The sequence below is a fragment of the Agarivorans sp. QJM3NY_25 genome, assembly GCF_050870875.2.
Lineage (GTDB): Bacteria > Pseudomonadota > Gammaproteobacteria > Enterobacterales > Celerinatantimonadaceae > Agarivorans.
Genome location: NZ_CP194041.2, coordinates 2,114,786 through 2,133,751, shown reverse-complemented (window position 1 = coordinate 2,133,751; position 18,966 = coordinate 2,114,786). Strand labels below are relative to the sequence as shown.

The following is an 18,966-nucleotide window of genomic DNA, read 5'->3' as shown; positions in this document are numbered from 1 at the left end:
ACTATCAATAGTGATTTATTTAGGGAGTTATCATCATGCCTCGGTCAAGACGCTCGCAAGTGAGCTTATCGGATACACCCTACTATCATTGTGTTTCCCGTTGTGTTCGACGGGCGTTTCTGTGTGGCGAAGACCAACTAACCGGTAAAAGCTATGAGCATCGCCGCCAGTGGGTCGAGGATTATCTGCTCAAATTAGCCTCGGTGTTCGCCATTGATGTTTGTGCTTATGCTGTCATGAGTAATCATACCCACCTCGTGCTACATGTTAATCCGCAGCAAGCAGAAGCTTGGTTAATGGATGAAGTCTTAGAACGCTGGCATAGTTTGCATCAGGGCACCTTACTGACTCAGATGTATCTCAACCTTGAGTTACGTCCGCAGTTAAGTGAGGTGCAACTACAAGCCATTCGTGCCACCGCCGGAGTGTATCGGACTCGCCTGTATGACTTAAGCTGGTTTATGCGCCATTTAAACGAACACATTGCGCGAGCCGCCAATCAAGAAGACCAATGTACCGGTCGATTTTGGGAAGGACGCTTTAAATCCCAAGCGCTTTTGGATGAAGCCGCACTCATGGCGTGTATGGCTTACGTAGACTTAAACCCCATCAGAGCCAAGATGGCAAGTACACCAGAGGGCTCTGCTCATACCAGCGTACAACGACGAGCAAAAGCCGCTCAGCTAAAACAAGCCCAGGCAACAAACCTGTTTCCCTTTGTGGGTAACCCAAGAGAGCCGATGCCCCAAGGCTTACCCTTTGAGCTGAAAGACTATCTTGAGTTGGTTGATATGACCGGACGCATGGTAAGAGAGGACAAACGAGGTGACATCGACAGTGGCGAAAGTTCCATCATCCAACGCTTAGGGATAAATGAAGCGCAGTGGCTGATTTTAAGCGGTGAGTTTGAACGGCACTTTTCTGGGGCTGTCGGTCAAGAAAGCTTGCTTAGGCAATACCATCAGCATATGGGGCATAAACGAACGGCCGGTTTAAGTTGCAGCAAACGTTTGCTAAATCGCGCTTAAGCGCGAGTTTACTTTCGAACAATATCTTAATCATCAGCCTTGCTGAGGCGTGTATTGTTTCAAAAATCAACGAAATGAGCCATTTTGGCAAGTTTACCCGTTAATCGGCATGACAATAGCCTGAGGACTAAATAATTGCAGTGGTGTTCACTTCACTAACGCTGTTACTGTCCCTGTAGTTTTTATCATGGATGTCCATGCTCTTCTTAATCGGCATGACAATAGCCTGAGGACTAAATAATTGCAGTGGTGTTCACTTCACTAACACTGTTACTGGCCCTGTGATTTTTATCATGGATGTCCATGCTCTTTGACCTAAACCCCATCAGAGCCAAGATGGCAAGTACACCAGAGGGCTCCGCTCATACCAGCGTACAGCGACGAGCAAAAGCCGCTCAGCTAAAACAAGCCCAGGCAACAAACCTGTTTCCCTTTGTGGGTAACCCAAGAGAGCCGATGCCCCAAGGCTTACCCTTTGAGCTGAAAGACTATCTTGAGTTGGTTGATATGACTGGGCGCATGGTAAGAGAGGATAAACGGGGTGACATCGACAGTGGCGAAAGTTCCATCATCCAACGCTTAGGGATAAATGAAGCGCAGTGGCTGATTTTAAGTAGCGAGTTTGAACGGCACTTTTCTGGGGCTGTCGGTCAAGAAAGCTTGCTCAGGCAATACCATCAGCATATGGGGCATAAACGAACGGCCGGTTTAAGTTGCAGCAAACGTTTGCTAAACCGCGCTTAAGTGCGAGCTTGCTTTCGAACTACCCTCAATAATCAGCTTTGCTGAGGCCCTCATTGCTTCAAAAATCAACGAAATGAGCCATTTTTGCAAACTTACCCGTTAATCGGCATGAGAACAGCCTGAGGACTAAATAATTGCAGTGGTGTTCACTTCACTAACGCTGTTACTGTCCCTGTAGTTTTTATCATGGATGTCCATGCTCTTCTTAGTTTTCAGGAAACGCCCTGTGCGGAGCCGCATGCAGGGTGTTGTGGGGGCTGGAGGTTAGATACCTCCGGCTACCCGATTAGCTATTTTTTAACCTTTTGACCATAACAAACATTCCTATCTGATACCTATCAGTTTTATAAGGTATTTCATCAATTATTCCAAATTGATGCCGTAGATAGAATTTTTGGGCTTTCACGTTGTTTTTTAACACATCCAGCCACACGTATTTACTATCAAGTTCTGCTGCAAGTTCCATTACACGCTCAATTAGTGCTGAACCTAGATTATTGCCAACACTATCCTTTTTTAGATAGATTTTTTGCAATTCAATGCATGGTTTCCCCATACCATTCAGCTCTGAATTTATGTTTAATTTGGCAAAACCGACCAATGTATTGTTTCTAAGAACTAGCAGATAGCGATGACTTGATGGCGATTTTATACACGATTCAATTGCTTCATTTGTAAAATCAGTATTTAAAAAACTATCAATGTCATGCCAAATATCGGCAAAGTGTTCTTTATATATGCTACGACCCAAAACTGATATTGCTGAAACATCGTCTAATGTCGCTTCTCTTATATTGAATTCCGATTCCAAACTTATTTGTACCTCATGACTTGGATAGCTAACAGTATATTAATATGCAAATCCCCATCTTTCACGCATGCGAAGTTACCACCTTTCACGCACCACAGAAATTCACACACCCTTTAATATTTAAATTTATCAATAGCATACCAGTCTATCAGCATTTTGACCATGCGTGAAAGGTGGTCATGTATTTGCAGAAAGATGGGAACCAACCAAGCTGTATACCATCACAGTAGTTTACCCATAAAAAAAGAAAAGCTAAGCGTAAGCTGGTTTTTCAGGAGTATTGCTTAGGCTTGTCGTAACAAGTAATACGACAACAATGAGATAAATCATGAATGCTGAACTATTCACTTATAGCAAAAATTAATCAGACTTTATTGTACGCCAACAATTGGCCGAACTAATCGCCATTTAGACTGTTCGTAATTATTTGTTGATGCAGCTTTAAATATTCAATGTCTACTATATAAGCCAAATGATGGTCATCCTTGAGATTAGCAATAAATGCCTCATTCCCTTTGGCTGCTTGGTCGTGCATAAAATCAAGCAAGGCTTGTATCCTCGATATCATCACATCAACTAACTGGACACGCTCGGAATATGGCAAGCCATATGAATCACAAAATTGCTTTGCACGAATGGATTGCAGCCTTAAATCCCCCAAGGCATCATTCGGTTTAGTCTTAAATGGTGCCCAGCAATAAACAGCGTAAGCGACATCCCAAATTCTTGGAGCTGGATGCGCGGTATCAAAATCAAAAATACCAACCACTGTATTTCCATTTAATGCCACATTGTATGGTGCATAATCACCGTGGCAGATAACTTCTTGTGGTTCTCTTGCCGGTAGCAACCACTTTAATTGATTGCTTTGTCCACACTGAACAAATGAAACGGTGGCATCGTGATATAGACGTAAAACAGCGGCTGCAGAACATAATGCAGCTTTCGTTGCGATAGCACCGACCAATGGGTAGTTGTAAACATCACCAAGTATATAAGATAGGATCTCATGTCCCTGCTCATCGAAACCAAATGATTCTGGAGCGCCGTAAAACTGCTCACGTTTTAAGTGCCTGAGTAATTGATGAATCGATTGCGACCAAAATCCACAGGGACGATAAACCTTGTCTGCTAAACGAAAAACCGAGCCTTTTCGGCCACCTTGAAGTTCTTCCATAAGGCTCCTGCTGTCTCATATTTGATGCATTGATTACTAGGTGTGTTATCACGACTTCATATTGATTTCAGTAGCATCAATCATAAATCAACAACTAAGTTATGCTAAAAAGGATTATTGTCGATGGAAGAACAACATTAGAACCAAGTAAAAATCACAGTTAAAATAGTACTCACCTGCAAAACAGAAAACCCCCAAATATAAAGAAAAGCCAGTCATTTCAATTGACTGGCTCTACACTTAAAAGAGCGATTGAAAGCTTACTCAGCAACAGTATTTAAGCATGTTTCACCGCCTTCCTGGTCAAGAAGATAAACGGAACTAAGGCGATAAATAACACCATCAAAATGGTAAACAAGTCAATCGTCGACATCATGAATGATTGCGTCGTAATTGAACCATTTAAAATGGCTAAGGTAGTTTCAGAATGTCTCTGTAGCGAAGGCGCAATCAAAGGATTATACGGAGAGATATGCTCCGCCATAACCGAATGGTGTAAGCTAGCATTTCTCGACCAAATCCAAGTGGTCAACGACGAAGCAAAGCTAGCGCCAATGGTGCGTATAAAGGTCGACAATGAGGCGGCATCAGAGACATCGGGCCCACTAAGATCTGACAACAAAATAGTTGTCATCGGCATAAAGAACAACGAAATACCGATCCCCATAAACAGTTGAACCGCCGCGATGCTCGCAAAATCAATCTCGATATTGAATTTAGCACGCGCGTAACAACTGATCCCAATGACCAGAAATGATGTCGCGGCTAATTTCCGCATATCAAGATGACTACCAAACCGTCCCAGAATAGGAGTCATAAATAGCGGTATCACGCCCAATGGTGCCGCTGCAAACCCAGCCCATAAAGCGGTATAGCCCATTTGACTTTGTAACCACTGCGGCAGGATCAAGTTAATACTAAAAAAGCCAGAATACCCCAAGGTCAATAAAATAGTACCAATGCAAAAATTACGATTGGCAAAAAGGCGTAGGTTGATGATTGGATTCTCATCGGTGAGCTCCCAAATCACCATAAATACCAGCATAATCACCGCAAATACGGTGCCGCCAATGATCCATGGGTTTGCAAACCAATCCAGCTCATTTCCTTTATCCAGTACAATTTGTAAGGCACCGACCCCTAAAGCCATGGTTGCTAAACCAATAATATCCAGTCTTGACTTAACCGGCTTATGTGGACGGTCTTTGAGCTGGGTCAAAATAACCATCACGGTAAATATACCGATAGGAATATTGATTAAGAAGATCCATGGCCAACTATAGTCGTAGGTTAACCACCCACCTAAGATAGGCCCAACAATCGGACCCACTACCGCCACCATCCCCAGCAATGCCAAAGCCATACTGCGTTTTTCTTTGGGAAAGATAGACAACAGCAAGACTTGACTCATCGGAAACAGCGGTGCAGCGGCAAAACCTTGCAAAGTACGGAATAACACCAGCTCGCCCATACTTTGCGAAATACCGCAGAGGAAGGAAGTGACACTAAAGGCGATTAGCGCACCAACATACAACTGTACTTCCCCTACTCTACGACTCAACCACGCGGTAATCGGCAAACCAATGGCATTACTCACGGTGAAGGAGGTAATGACCCAAGTCCCTTGATTGAGACTCACGCCCATATTCCCCGCAATTGTCGGTAGTGATACGTTGGCGATCGTAGTGTCGAGTACTTGCATGAACACACCAAGCGCAATTGCAAATACACACAGGCCCATATTGGCGGGTCGAAACCCCTGTTGTTCACTCATTTCACTACCTTTCTATTTCTGGGCAACGTATAACTCGCCCAAAATATCGTTTTCAGAAATAATGTGAACGATCAAATCATCAACGCCTTGCAACGATTGTGCGTATACATCGGTTTGGTAACGCGCTACCGCCTTTGAGTTCTTTTGCGCCAATAACTGACCACTGGTGTCTTTGGTATCAACGTGTACCATCATCGATAAACCGATCCGCAGTGGCGATTTTTCAATTTCGCGTTTATCTAAGGCAATTCGCACCGGTAAGCGCTGTACCACTTTAATCCAGTTACCAGTGGCGTTTTGCGCCGGAAGGATAGAAAAGGCACTACCAGTACCAATCCCTAAACTCTCAACCGACCCGTGAAACTCCACCTCATCACCATACAAATCAGAGGTGAGAGTCACTGGCTGACCAATCCGCATATCATTGAGTTGCGTCTCTTTGAAGTTGGCATCAATCCATACTTCATCCAATGGAACCACAGCCATTAAGGTTGAACTTTGATTAATCCGTTGACCCACTTGCACATTGCGCTGTGCGACATAACCTGAAACCGGAGCAACCAAACGAGTACGTTGCTTCGCCAAATAAGCTTGTTTCACTTTAGTGATTGCAGTTTTGACCAAAGGATGGGTTTCAACAGTGGTGTTATGGATCATCGCTTGGTGGGATTTCAACTGCTGCTCTGCAACTGCCAGTGTTTTCTTGGCTGAATTCACCATGTCTTTGGCATGGCTTAGATCTTCTTGAGAAAGACCACCCGCTTTCACCATATCTGCACGACGTTTTAAATCACTTTTAGCTTTATTTAAGGCGATGGTCTTCTCATCAACCACAGCTTTTGCTTGTGCAACATTGTTAAACAAACCACGAACTTGGCGAACCGTTTGCGCTAGGTTTGCCATCGAACTTTCAAAAGCGACTTCGGCATCGGCATCATCAAGACGAACCAATTCTTGGCCTTTTTCAACATAATCACCGTCGTCGGCCACAATTTTAGTAACAGTCCCGCTAATTTCTGGGGTGATTTGAACCACGTTACCATTCACATAAGCATCTTCGGTTTCTTCATTGTCTACGACATAATTTGTGTAGTAATAACTCACGCCTACACCCGCAAGCAACAGCACTGCTGCAAAAATAGTGAAACTTTTTTTACGCTTACCTTTTTGGGGAGACGCTACATTTTCAATATGTGTATCTTGCATTCTTATAACCTTAATAACGACTAGTTATCAGCACGAGTAGAGGGAACTGATTGCGCTTGGCGAAAGCCACCGCCTAAAGCCCGCACCAGTAGCACTTGCTGTTCTTGCTGCTGATTTTTTAACAATGTAAACGACGATTCAGCCAAAATAAGTTGCTGCTCCGCCATAAGAACTTCAAGCTGGCTTCCCATCCCAGCTTCGTAACGTTTTTCGGTGATCACGTAACTCTTGTCTGCCAAGTGCATACTTTCGTGAGCATCTTTGAGCTGAGTCTGAATAGACTGGAGGGACAAAATGCTATCACTGACTTCACCCAGCGCATTCACCAAGGTTTTGTTGTACTGCGCGACAGCAGTATCGTAACCCGCTGTTTTTTCGATTAATGTTGCTTTTAAGCCAGTGGTGAATAGCGGCAGAGAAATCGCAGGTTGCACGCTCCAAGCACGACTCGCATCTTCAAACACTGCATCACCAAGCATGGCTTTAAATCCAGCGGTCGCACTAAGATTCACATTTGGATAAAAACGCGTTTTTGCAGAATCAATTTCTTTACTCATGGCTTCTACCCGCCACTTCGCAGCCACAATATCGGGACGGTGAGAAAGTAAGTTTGCAGGCACCTCGCGCGGTAACGCTAAGTGAGTATCCATATGGACGCTTGGACGATGAATGCTCGTTGCAATATCTGGACCTTGGCCAACTAAAGTCGCTAAGACATTTTTAAGTTGCTTCACCGCCAGTGTGCGTTTCTTTAGGGTTTGCTTAGCCGACGCAGCACCGCTTTGTGCAGTGTAGAGTCGATCTTCAGAAGTTAAACCGTGTTTAAACAGACGTGATGTAATATCAACAATCCCCACAGTACGATCTAAATCTTTCTGCGCCAAATCTTGCAAAGCGTAGGCATTCGAGAGTTGAACATAGCGATGAACAATCGCTGTCGACAGGGTAATTTTCGCGGCCTGATGATCAACTTCAGCCGCCCGTTGGTTATTCACCGCAGCTTCCCAGCTATCGCGCTCTCCCCCCCACAAATCAAATGAGTAATAGCCATTCAAACCAAGGTTATAAACAGTGCCATAGCGATTCCCCTGCAAACTATAATCTTGGGAACGGGACAAACGCGCTCTTGATACACCGGCGTCGGCGGTAATCACCGGATCAAATTGAGCGTCTGCCGCCATCACCATCGACGACGCATTGACTAAAGCTGCATTTGCCAACTGAATATCTGGGCTATTTTTTAAAGCTGTTTTAATCAAACGCTCTAATTGAGGGTCATCAAGTGGTAGCCACCAATTCTCGGCGGGCCATAGTGCAGGTGACAAATGCTGTGCATTAAGAGCTTCACTGTGCTCAATTATCGATTTTTCGGCCAATTGATTGTGGGGCTGGATATTTTTCGGTGCAGCACAACCATATAACAGCAGCGTCACCATCACTGGCGTTAACTTTGTGTATTTTCTCATTCAGGATCTGTACCTTTCAAATATTTTTTCTGGCAATTCTCAGGAATTTTAGAAGTGACAATCTTTATCAGACAATGACGAAATTGCTCGATTTCTTGCTTCGATAGCGCTTGAGTTAACTCATCGATAGCACTTTTCGCAAGCGGTAGCGAACGTTCGACCACCGAACTCCCTGTCGGGGTTAAATGGATGATCTGCGAACGACGATCCGTAGGGTCTGGGACTCGTTCTATAAGTGATTTTTTTTCAAGTCTATCCAACATTCGAGTAATCGCACTATTATCAACATTGAGCGATTTTCCTATTTCTGAAGGCCTATTCAGGCGAAAATGATAAATCTGAAACAAGACCTTTGCCTGGGTAGACGTAATGTCCTCGGGGATAAGATGTTGGTCTAAAAGCCTATCTTTGATGTAACAGCTTTTACCTAGCAAAAAGCCGATATTATCTAGCATAAAATCTTTTTGTTCTTTGGTTACGGTCATCACTCACTCACAAAATGATTGCCACTGCATTAGTTGCCTATGCAATTATTGTTACTGCAATGATAATTCCAAAAAATGTGATGTCAATCGATATATCTCATTTGAGGATAAAACCGGCTATAACTCATTGGGAAAATGCCTGTAAAAACCTTCACGATTGCTGAAGCTGCGCTATATCTGAATGAGGCTGATAAAACACGAGCATCACTTTCACACAAAATAAAATGTGTTATTTATCAGGTATTAAACTAAGTTATAAGCTCGATGAAGGCATTAATTTAAATGATAAGTAGAAAGCATTTAGCGAAGGCGTATCTATCGGATTGAAGCTAAGAAAAACTAAGTTTGGACCGCTATTCAAATAAATAGACGTTCAAATAGTGCTAGTGAGGCAAGCTTATACCAATCTGATTCATTATATGATCAACTTATTGCGCCGAGTAAATCTGCCGATAACCAGCCATGAAATGCAGTAACTAGTGACTCTAATTACAAGATACATCATACATTTAGCGCTGATTTAGGTTAACAAGAATGAACAATTAATGAGTTCGATTGGCATTAGGCCAGCCCAAGCTCCAAAACGCTATTGGTATAGCCTACGCCGCAAAAAAGACTAAGCTAAGTGATATAAGCAATCGACTGATTCAATTGAAATTTATGGAATGTAATAGAATATGTGGCTTGCAATTGAAGTTGACATATGGGGTAGCTAAGAATCAAGCGATTAGCCAACATTTTGCATATGATATTGGCATAGAATTGCAGTAAAAGATGACATAATTCTGCTTTCATCAATTTAGATTAAAACGAATGAAAGAAATTAACTTACAACTTATCAGAGATTACTTTATTGTATGAACCCACCGCCCTGCCAAAAAGGTATTTTGGTAAGGGTAAATGTAATTCTCCTAACGCTTGCACCGCACTAATAATTAGGTATTTATGAATCGCCTAGTTCAACCGCTGAAGCACGTTTTTGTCGGATAGGCGACACTTGTTACCAAGTGCCGCCCTCCTAAGAACCGTACTATGAGGTTTGGCTTAGTGAGTAAGTATTTGTTTGACACACTTGAAGAGGTTCAAGGTCGGGCGACCCAATGGTTATGGTTCTACAATCATCAACGACCACACCTTGCAAATGGAGGGTTCCCACCACTAAAAACGGCAGCATGAATTCTACGAATAAATGCGGTTAATAATGGGAGGATTACCCTGTGCAGCTCATTGTCTCCGTATCCGACCGGACTGAGGAGTCATGGCGCAAAAACAGAAGCCATCATTGGAATGCAAAGGAGCTAATCGGCCGTTGTATTTTAACCGTTTTCAGGAAACGCCCTGTGCGGAGCCGCATGCAGGGTGTTGTGGGGGCTGGAGGTTAGATTCCTCCGGCTACCCGATTACACCACTGATTTATATTTAAGTAGCCCCATTTCAGAATAATTAACACATTTCTCTACTGATGAGTAATGAGCCTGATAAAATTTAAAATCAGTTCTACCAATTTCTCGGCATTTGTTTTCAATTATTTTTATAATTTCTAACTTATCTTCTGTTTTCGTTTTAATTCCAAATATGATCCCCTTTAATGACTGAAAGTCATAATTTAAAGACCGATCTTTTGGCTCTGAGAAGCTCCCCAGCATATTAGTTAGTATTAGTCGGTGTTCATTTTCGTATTCCCAATCTTTGGATTTTATTGTTATATCCCTATAAAAATTGTTCCAATAATTCTCTCTCCACTGATCTTCCGCGTTAATCATATCATCAGCACACTTGCTAACTTTACCATCTAATGAATACCACATAGAATTAAGCTTTGGTACAGGTAAACGACCAAGCATTCTGAAAAAATCTATTTGGCCATAACCTTCTTTATAGTCAACTTCATAAAACTCTCGGTTAGCAAATCCATAAGTTGCACCAGATGACGAACTACAACCATTTCTTCCTTTCATACTTAAATATTTTTTTTCAGCAATAACTTCCGCATTAAATATTAAACATGCACCAGAATGATTATCCCCATAATGCCCCCAAACAGATGAGCTTTTACATTCAGACATAAAACAGGCGGTATACCATTCAGGAAAAACAAGTTTTTCAAGTTGAGAGATATATTCATCGGAGAATTCAATGACCACTAAGTTTCTATTCTTCATATCATTATCGACATTGCCGTTATGACGATAAATCAGATCCATTTGAGAATGAGAATGTTTTTGTGCTGAGAATACTGCACTGACAATTTTCTCGTCTCCATTATTTTCAAACATGCTTTTTTCAAGCATTCCAATGAAGTCGCTCGAAACTAAATCTTCTATTATTTTTCCTGCCTCTGAATTCTTTATGTCTCTCTTGGGAATTAAACCTTTAGATTCATATTTATCGTAGATTACCTCAAGTGCGAAACTATGAGTGTTACTCAGATAGAAAAATAGTTCATCCCTTCTAACAGGCGATGTTCTTTCAGATATAGACTTTATAAGAGTTATAAGATTCTTATTTTCAAAGAAACTAAGTAATATTTCATTGAATAGTTCTTTATACATTGGAGTTGGGAAATCTTCTTCACCGCAGAATATTGGCATATCATCTTTTGATATAGGATGCTCTTCTCCTGAGATTAACAATTGCGAACAGAGCCTTTCTAGGCATAATAGGTAATGCTTAAATAAGTTTTTCCAAACGATGTAGTCCCCACTCCAGTACATATCCCGAAACCCTTCCATAGGGTCATTTAATGATTCAGGCTCAGCAAAGTAAATACTTTGATTCTTTAACTCTTCAAACTCACCAATTAAACTACTAATACGTCTAAACCTGTAAAACTCATTGCTCATAGAAAGTTACTCTGATTGAAGTGGTGTAACGCCAGCTTAAGCGGACTAAAATAGTTGGCTATAATGTGGAGCGAAGCGAAACGTAGCCAACTGTTTTTATTCCGACTTAAAGCTCTTGTTGAACGAAGCCGCTCTGCGGCAGAGTGCATAGCACCTGATATCTCATACTCAATGTGACACGGCCAATCGGTCGTGATGAATCGGAGTATGCAGCATGAACCCTACCCAACAACATCGTTATCATGTCTTATATAAACAACACCTTACCAATTTAACCTTACAAGGGAAACGACCAGCCACCATTGATGCGTACTCGCGTGCGGTACGTCGGATTTCTGCCCACTTTGACCGCTCCCCCGATACCTTAAGCACCGCTGATTTAAAGGCCTATTTTGCTCAACTGATTAGCAGCCATTCTTGGAGCCCGTGAAGCTAGACCGCAATGGCTTGCAATTTTTTTATCACTACACCCTCGAGAAACAATGGCAGTGGTTAAACATTGTAAAGCCTCCTCAAGTGAAGCGCTTACCCGATATCTTAAGCCCTGCGCAAGTCGGCTTCGTGATTAGCATGACGTCGCAACCCCGCTATCAAGTCTTCTTCTTGGTGTTGTATTCCATGGGGCTGCGCTTGAGCGAGGGCTTACACTTAAGCATTCATGATATTGATAGTCAGGCCATGCAAATCCATGTGCGGGATGCTAAAGGCGGTAAAGACCGCTTCGTGCCCATGCCACATCGCAGGGTGAGAGCGTGAATGGTTACTTTTTGCTCTCATCCCGCGAGAACCCTGCCGATAGCACCTGTTCAAGGTAAGTCGTATTCATTGCCGCGATATTTTGCTTACGTCTGATACTGGCCTTTTTACCCTTTTCCTGTCGCAGCAGGTTCAGTGCTATATGGCGGATAATCGCCAAAAGCTCAGCAGCGTTCTCTCGGTAGATTTGGCAGTCATCTTCGTTGAACGATGTATCAAGCACCCAGTGAAGGCTGTTTTCGATACCCCAATGGCCTCGCACTGCATCAGCGAATTGTTCTTTGTTCAACTCTGCCGAGCTGATGTAGTAGCGGTACTCTAGCGACTCTTTGCCGTTAGCTGCCATGCGATAACCCATTGCAACACCGAGCGTTTTCAGCCCGGGCCAATGCGCGAACTCTTTCGCCAGCTCGTTGGCAGGCAGCACCGCATAGGCTCTCGCCTCCTTGCGGCCTCGGCCTTTCTCTATACATACAATGGGGTCATCAATTACGGGGTTCAGTTGAGCTTGCACAGCGTTATAGAGTGACTCTTGATTACCTTTTACTGCCAGCAAGTAATCCGCTTTTCTGTCTGTTATGGTTTTTGCGATATTGGTTTGGCAACCCATGGCATCTATCGATACAAGCGCCCCCTTGAGCTCTAGTGCATTGAGCAGCTCTGGGATAGCGGTAATTTCGTTGGATTTAGCATCGGTTTTTACTTGCCCCATTACGACACCATTGGCGGTGGCAAACGCGCTGACCATGTGTATCGTAGACTTGCGGTCATCCCGACTGTAGGAGCTGCGGAGCACCTTGCCGTCTACTGCGATTAGCTGCCCACCGGTTTGCTCACTCACCGCTAACATCCACTTGCTGAAGCACTGCTGAAACTGCGATGGGTCAAGCCGTGAAATCAACCGAGCAATGGTATCGTGTACTGGTAGGCCTGAAGCAAACAGGCCCTTTTCACGTAACCAGTTGAAGTGGGCTTCACCAAAATCTTCGATATCCTCCCAACCTTTGGCTCCGCCAATAGTTGCACATACGGTAAGGAACATCACATCGAACAGCGGATAGCTTACTTTAGCGCTTTGGCGAGGATCTTTAATGCTGGCGAAATGCTCAAAAAATACGTCGATGGTCATGGAGGGCTCCCGAAAAAGGGAGTATAAGATCACAGCGCGAACGTCAGGTCAAATAGCTTGTGCTTGCTCAAAAAACGTTCGCGATCTCACCCTGTGCCACATCGCACCCTTCAGGTTTTACGTCACCATTGGCAAAGCCATCGCCATGCTCGTCTGCTGTTTCCACGCCAAGGTAAACAGGTGGATGTGCCTATGGATAAAGGCGGCGTACAAAAAGCCTTGAAGCGGGTATTGCGCGATTGCGGTATTCATAAAACCATTAGCCCGCATTCGCTGCGCCATTGTTATGCCACCCATCTGCTTGAACAAGGCTTGGATTTACGCTCCTTGCAACACTTGCTGGGACACGCCAGTTTAAATACCACTGCACGTTATACCCAGTTGACCCAAGTGAAGCAATTAGATGCCGTAAAGGCAGTGAATAAACTCACTGACTCTCTCACTCTCATGTGGCCGTAACCATGAGCACCTTTATTGATTTACTTCACCAACATGAGGCCGAGCTTGCACCGCTTTTAAGGGCGGATGCTAAACGGGCAATGTATGCCATGCTGCGTTGTAAAACTGAGCAACAAGGTCACAGCCTTTGGCAGTGTGAACATTGCCCGCATCAAGACCAATTGACGCTGTCTTGCGGCCATAGGCATTGCCCGCAGTGCCAACACCATTGCACCACTGGCTGGTTAACTCGCCAACAACACAAGCTGCTACCCACGACTTACTTTATGGTGACCTTCACCCTGCCTCATGAGCTAAGGGCTTTAGCCCGCGTGCAGCCTAAAGCCTTATACCAAATCATGTTCAAGGTGGTATCAAGCCTGTTAAAGGACTTTGCCAAACGCCAGAACCAGGGGGAATTAGGGTTTACCGCCGTACTGCATACCCATAGCCGCCAGCGTAATCTGCATCCCCACTTACATGTATTGGTGGCCGGTGGGCGCTATCACCGTGCGAAGCAGCAGTGGCATCACTGCAACAAGAAGTACTTGTTTAACGCCTTTGCGCTGGCCAAGGTATGGCGAGGGAGAATGCTAGATGCGCTCAATCAACACCCAAACATCAAGTTGCCCCCGCATATCCCCACCAAATGGGTGGTCGATTGTCGCAACGTAGGTTTTGGGCTGCCCGCGCTACAGTACTTATCTCGCTACTTGTATCGCGGGATCTTATCCGATAACGACATCATCAGTACCGATAATGACCAAGTGAGTTTTAGGTATCTAGATAGCCAAAGCCACACCACCAAAATCCGCACCTTGCCTACCTTAAGGTTCTTAAGGCTTATCTTGGCGCATGTATTGCCCAAGGGATTACAGCGGGTGAGAGATTATGGTTTTTTACGGGGCAACGCCAAACACATATTGCGGCGCATTCAGTTACTCCTGCGAGTGCCGCAACGCGTGAACCTCGCCGCGCTCCAAACCGACAACCACAGCGCGACCCGGCCATGCCCTTGCTGCCAGCACCCCATGCACTGCACAGGCGTGAGTCGAACGAGCTAGCCGAAAGGCGAACAGGATAAGGAGAATGGCAGGGCTTAACATGAGGATGAATACATACAAAAAATAACAGCTTAGCACCATGTATGACAGGCAAAGGCTTAACGCCATTCACCCAGTCTTAGCCAAACTCGCCTTGTAAAAAGTAACAAGGCCTTGGCCCCGCCAACATCAATACCGTTATTTACTATAGAAGGGAGCATCGGGCTTGTTCAACACCCGAATAAGGTGGCGGCTACGCGACACCTATTCTTATTGTATGGATAATTATTAAGAAATATGAGTAAAGTGAGACTCAGGCTTAAGCAGCAACTTAAGCTTCTATTTAATAGCTCGATATTCTTAAGGCTCCTTTCAAAGGCCGATAACAAACGTGAGCATTAAGTGGAACTCCAAGCACCACACTCGAATAGTCTACAGGGTCTAGAACCCGTATTACGCAATATAGAGTCAGCTTATTATGAATACAGTAACAAATAAATGTATTAACGTCGGTGTCGATACAGGTAAAGAACAACTTGATGTTTATATTAGACCCCTCGACATTTTCTTCACTGTCTCCAACGATGATAAAGGTATCAAGCAAGCCATAAAAATCATTCAAAAACACACGCCATTACGAGTCGTGATTGAAGCTACAGGTCGATTAGAAATGCCTTTTATTATAGCTTGTCACAATGCCAAACTACCGTATGTAATAGCCAACCCTGTTCATGTAAGACGTTTTGCAGGCGCTATCGGGCAGAGGGCTAAAACAGACAAACTTGACGCAAAACTTATCGCGCACTACGCCGAAGCTATAAAGCCCAATTTAACGACACTAAAGCCAGATTCTATGCGACTCATGGCAGATTTAGTCATCCGAAGAAACCAGCTTCTTTCGATGCAAACAATGGAAAAAAATCGCATGAAAATTATGCCCTCGCAACTCATTCTGACGATTAAACCTATTTTAACTGCGTTTAAAAATCAGATAGAGAAAATTGAAAGCAAGATTATCAAGCTAATTGAAAGTAACCCTGAGTATCAAGCCAAGAATGAGATATTACAAAGCATGCCAGGAATAGGGAAAATTGCAGCGGCGTCTATCATTAGTAACCTTCCAGAGTTAGGGTTAATAACCAATAAACAAGCCTCATCTCTCGTCGGAGTGGCCCCAATGAACCGAGAAAGTGGCCGCTATAAAGGGCTCAGAAAAATTCAAGGGGGACGAGCTCAAGTAAGAACCGTTTTATACATGGCCATGATGTCAGCCATCCAATGTAACCCCATTTTTAAGAGCACATATCAGAGGCTTTTAGCTGAAGGGAAACCTAAAAAAGTAGCCATCATTGCATGCGTAAGAAAGATGGTAACCATCCTAAACTCAATGCTACGAGATGGCGCCTTATGGGATGCAAAAATAATTTAATCTAACTTATTGACACCATAGTCGTTTGTTAGTTGTTTTGACCCGAGTTATCAGAAAGCAAAGAAAGCAGTTCTGTATAATTAGCAGCAACCCTTTCGAGCGAGTCTATTCCTACAATAAGATCACATACGTTGATAGAGTTATCACTCATATTTAGAAAGTATGTTTCTCCTCCACCATTTGAACCAATTGCTAGGAGTGATGAAAAGTCGGAATCATAATCTGGTTGGTAATTTTCAACTTCATCTTTGCCCCATAAAATGAATGGTGAATACCAATACTTTTCTTCGTTTTTAAAGTCCAGTTCCCAAGTTGCATCACTCAATAGTGCTTTTTGGTAATCATTAGGAAGAGATACTAACAACTGTTCCATATTTTTAGTCAAACTACTCATTATGAAATTCCATGAACAACTAACGCCACAATAACCGAGCGGAGCTAAGCGTGGTATTGTGAGCAAAGCGAACCACGCTTAGCAGAGTCCGGTTGATTGTTTTGTTACGTGCTGATTTTGCACAACTGCTTGATCGCTTTTTCATGCTCTTTACCCACCAATCCAACGTCTTGATGAAAACGAAACCCGGATCTTTTTACTTTGGCCGAATCCAGTGCTTTTTTCGCTTCAGCACCATCATTATTGATTAATGCTTTAGAAGCATGCCACTTAAAATAATCAAGTGGAAACGTGAGCCTATCAATATGTTCATCTAGAACATCGAGCGCGCCGACAAACTCATGCTCTATTCTTTGCATTGCCACCAAATACGGATAATCAAGATACACCCCTGTTTGGTGGTTAGGGAATTCTCGCTCTCTCTGCAGTACTTTTTTGTAAGTAGCCAAACACCCTTCTAAATCACCTAGCGCGATAAAAGCATTAGACTTTGCTAACAAAGCACGGACGTCATCATATTTCTCTTTTCTTGATTCGAAGTACTCATCAACTAATCGGAGTGACACCTTTGGGTGCTTGTCAGTCAAGGTTAGAGCTTGAATCACCAAATACTGATCCCTTTGTGATCTAGCTCGCTTTAACTTCGAATAGAAATTCTCTTCGATTGATTCGTTCCAATCTTTATTTCTATACCAATCATCAGATGACACGATGACTCCTTAAGGCACGTAACGCTAAGTAGGCCGCACGTGCGGTCTATCCCATTCAATGAGCGCGCGGCCTATCACAAAAAACATGACCTTCATCACATTCGCTCATCAATTAGTGATTTGATATTAACCCATTGTCTACCATAGTTTTTTACTCGGCATCAATCAATCGTCGATCCATTTCTTTCATTGATTGCTTTGACAAATGACGCAAACGAAACTAAAAATACTGTATGTATATGGCTCTTCACCGTTCTTGGTGGAAAGTCATATCAAGCCCTCCAAAGTGAAATAAAATAGCTCGCTTAAAGTGTTCTTTATTTCTAAAACCCATCGAACGTATTTTTAGGCGCTGAATGTTTCCATTTATCGCTTCCGCTAAGCCATTTGATACCTTATAACGCATCGCATTGATGATGCCCTTTAAGTGCGTTTTCACGGTTTCTGCTGCTGTCATCATCGGCCTGATTTGACTGACCTTTATGAGTGCTAACCAATCATTCCAAGCCGCTTTGGCGTTAGCTGCATGGCCATACCAAATGGCTCTTGCTTGCTCTTTAAATATCCAGCTCAAGCCAGTATTTTGCATCATTTTGGCCAGCGCATTCACTCTTTCTCTCAATGTCCCATGTAGGTGGCTGTTTCGTTTTAACCATCCATACCGTGTTTGGTGGCACTCTCTTTTTAAATGCTGGGGCAACGCCATGAGTTCGCTTTTTCTCACTTAATTCACCGCTTTAGTGAGCACCTTTGCGATATGAAAATGGTCTATGGCTATCACCTGCTTAGCCCGCTCACCGAAGTAGTCATATGCTGCGTTTATATATGCTCTGCTCATGTCCATCGATATGGAACGTGTAACCATTGTTGACTCAGGGGGCAATGCCTTAAAGCAAGCAGATAGGCTCAGGCCTGTTCGACCGTCTTCAACCGATATCACCTGACCATCACGATTGGATAATACCGTGACATAGTCATGGCCTTTCTTAAATGCCGTTTCATCGACCAACAGGTCTTGGTAGTTGATGGTGGTTCTGGCTGTCAGGCCGCGTTGAACGGCCCGCGTCATCATGCGGTCAATGGCTCCCCAGCTAAGCCGATAGGTTTTACTCACCGCGTATCATGAACTGACTTTAAGCATGTCTATAACGCGAGTCTCAAACAGCTCTGTGTAGCGACTATGACTGGTAGCCCAAGGCACTTGAAGTGTTTGTACCCCATGCTCTGGGCAATCAGCCCTAGGTACTTCAGCCTCAATGCGCGTTTCAAACTGACAGGTATCTAAATGTCGCCAAACCCGCCGCCGAGTATCGTGTCGACGAACAGCCTTACCGCAAGAGGGCAAGCCGTTAATGAGCCTCGGTCATAGTCAACGCGTACGGTGATGGTTTGGGTTAACTCATTGAGTTCAACAGATGAAACAGCTCAAGGATGAGTTAATCCAAGAATGGATTGATAAAGCGTCGTGTCTTGCATAGTCGCGAGGTATTCATGAACGTTTACTTATTATCTCGCTCATTCATGTTTGTTGAA

Annotated in this window: 17 protein-coding genes and 2 pseudogenes; 8 read left to right on the top strand and 11 right to left on the bottom strand. The window is 43.7% G+C overall.

The genetic code is table 11. The features are described 5' to 3' along the window. The first annotated feature begins 35 nt into the window (after positions 1–35). Both ACRRSW_RS09880 and ACRRSW_RS09875 read left to right on the top strand, forming a co-directional pair. Complete coding sequence (locus ACRRSW_RS09880) at positions 36–1,028, top strand: transposase (RefSeq protein ID WP_432459238.1); 993 nt, start codon at positions 36–38, stop codon at positions 1,026–1,028. A 303-nt stretch (positions 1,029–1,331) separates the two neighbouring features. After that, complete coding sequence (locus tag ACRRSW_RS09875; RefSeq protein ID WP_432459237.1) at positions 1,332–1,772, top strand: hypothetical protein; 441 nt, start codon at positions 1,332–1,334, stop codon at positions 1,770–1,772. Positions 1,773–2,058: 286 nt separating this feature from the next. On the opposite strand, the gene ACRRSW_RS09870 is transcribed toward ACRRSW_RS09875, so the two are convergent. The 6 genes from ACRRSW_RS09870 to ACRRSW_RS09845 all read right to left on the bottom strand — a co-directional run bounded on the left by ACRRSW_RS09870 (position 2,059) and on the right by ACRRSW_RS09845 (position 8,691). Beyond that, positions 2,059–2,583: a GNAT family N-acetyltransferase gene (locus tag ACRRSW_RS09870; protein ID WP_432459236.1), complete on the bottom strand. Its 525-nt coding sequence runs from the start codon at positions 2,581–2,583 to the stop codon at positions 2,059–2,061. A gap of 397 nt (positions 2,584–2,980) precedes the next feature. After that, the gene (locus ACRRSW_RS09865) at positions 2,981–3,760 is read right to left on the bottom strand and encodes a phosphotransferase (protein ID WP_432459235.1); all 780 of its coding nucleotides are present in this window, start codon (positions 3,758–3,760) and stop codon (positions 2,981–2,983) included. A gap of 277 nt (positions 3,761–4,037) precedes the next feature. Further along, entirely contained in the window at positions 4,038–5,534 is a 1,497-nt protein-coding gene (locus tag ACRRSW_RS09860) for a DHA2 family efflux MFS transporter permease subunit (protein ID WP_432459234.1), read from the bottom strand. A 12-nt stretch (positions 5,535–5,546) separates the two neighbouring features. Further along, a complete protein-coding gene (locus ACRRSW_RS09855; RefSeq protein WP_432459233.1) occupies positions 5,547–6,740 on the bottom strand; it encodes an efflux RND transporter periplasmic adaptor subunit in 1,194 nt (397 codons plus the stop codon). Between the two features lie 20 nt (positions 6,741–6,760). Continuing rightward, positions 6,761–8,206, bottom strand: coding sequence for an efflux transporter outer membrane subunit (locus ACRRSW_RS09850; protein ID WP_432459232.1), 1,446 nt, complete (start codon positions 8,204–8,206; stop codon positions 6,761–6,763). After that, positions 8,203–8,691, bottom strand: coding sequence for a MarR family winged helix-turn-helix transcriptional regulator (locus ACRRSW_RS09845; RefSeq protein ID WP_432453395.1), 489 nt, complete (start codon positions 8,689–8,691; stop codon positions 8,203–8,205). The genes ACRRSW_RS09850 and ACRRSW_RS09845 overlap by 4 nt, the downstream gene beginning before the upstream one ends. Positions 8,692–9,726: 1,035 nt before the next feature. Between ACRRSW_RS09845 and ACRRSW_RS09840 the strand changes: the two are divergent. Then, positions 9,727–9,867: pseudogene (locus ACRRSW_RS09840) on the top strand (IS3 family transposase); the annotation flags it as partial. A gap of 224 nt (positions 9,868–10,091) precedes the next feature. Here ACRRSW_RS09840 and ACRRSW_RS09835 read toward each other — a convergent pair. Next, entirely contained in the window at positions 10,092–11,534 is a 1,443-nt protein-coding gene (locus tag ACRRSW_RS09835; RefSeq protein WP_432459231.1) for a DUF2971 domain-containing protein, read from the bottom strand. Between the two features lie 214 nt (positions 11,535–11,748). Here ACRRSW_RS09835 and ACRRSW_RS09830 point away from each other — a divergent pair, with 214 nt between their 5' ends. After that, a complete protein-coding gene (locus ACRRSW_RS09830; RefSeq protein ID WP_432459230.1) occupies positions 11,749–11,964 on the top strand; it encodes a phage integrase N-terminal SAM-like domain-containing protein in 216 nt (71 codons plus the stop codon). Further along, complete coding sequence (locus ACRRSW_RS09825; RefSeq protein WP_432459229.1) at positions 11,961–12,290, top strand: tyrosine-type recombinase/integrase; 330 nt, start codon at positions 11,961–11,963, stop codon at positions 12,288–12,290. Before ACRRSW_RS09830 ends, ACRRSW_RS09825 begins: the two co-directional genes overlap by 4 nt. A 4-nt stretch (positions 12,291–12,294) precedes the next feature. Here ACRRSW_RS09825 and ACRRSW_RS09820 read toward each other — a convergent pair whose 3' ends face one another. Next, positions 12,295–13,419, bottom strand: a complete 1,125-nt coding sequence (locus ACRRSW_RS09820) for an ISAs1 family transposase (RefSeq protein WP_432459228.1) — start codon at positions 13,417–13,419, stop codon at positions 12,295–12,297. A gap of 93 nt (positions 13,420–13,512) precedes the next feature. Between ACRRSW_RS09820 and ACRRSW_RS09815 the strand changes: the two genes are divergently transcribed. The 3 genes from ACRRSW_RS09815 (at position 13,513) to ACRRSW_RS09805 (ending at position 16,329) form a co-directional block, all read left to right on the top strand. After that, entirely contained in the window at positions 13,513–13,878 is a 366-nt protein-coding gene (locus ACRRSW_RS09815) for a tyrosine-type recombinase/integrase (protein ID WP_439037772.1), read from the top strand. Between the two features lie 2 nt (positions 13,879–13,880). Next, positions 13,881–14,921 (top strand): IS91 family transposase, encoded by a 1,041-nt coding sequence (locus tag ACRRSW_RS09810; RefSeq protein WP_432459226.1) that lies wholly within the window; start codon positions 13,881–13,883, stop codon positions 14,919–14,921. A gap of 457 nt (positions 14,922–15,378) precedes the next feature. Further along, positions 15,379–16,329, top strand: a complete 951-nt coding sequence (locus ACRRSW_RS09805) for an IS110 family transposase (protein WP_432452353.1) — start codon at positions 15,379–15,381, stop codon at positions 16,327–16,329. A gap of 28 nt (positions 16,330–16,357) precedes the next feature. Here ACRRSW_RS09805 and ACRRSW_RS09800 read toward each other — a convergent pair whose 3' ends face one another. From ACRRSW_RS09800 to ACRRSW_RS09790, 3 genes and pseudogenes are all read right to left on the bottom strand, one after another. Next, complete coding sequence (locus tag ACRRSW_RS09800) at positions 16,358–16,723, bottom strand: SMI1/KNR4 family protein (protein ID WP_432459225.1); 366 nt, start codon at positions 16,721–16,723, stop codon at positions 16,358–16,360. A gap of 104 nt (positions 16,724–16,827) precedes the next feature. Then, positions 16,828–17,433: a hypothetical protein gene (locus ACRRSW_RS09795; protein WP_432459224.1), complete on the bottom strand. Its 606-nt coding sequence runs from the start codon at positions 17,431–17,433 to the stop codon at positions 16,828–16,830. A 247-nt stretch (positions 17,434–17,680) separates the two neighbouring features. Continuing rightward, positions 17,681–18,909 (bottom strand): annotated as a pseudogene (locus ACRRSW_RS09790) (ISL3 family transposase). Positions 18,910–18,966 lie beyond the last annotated feature (57 nt).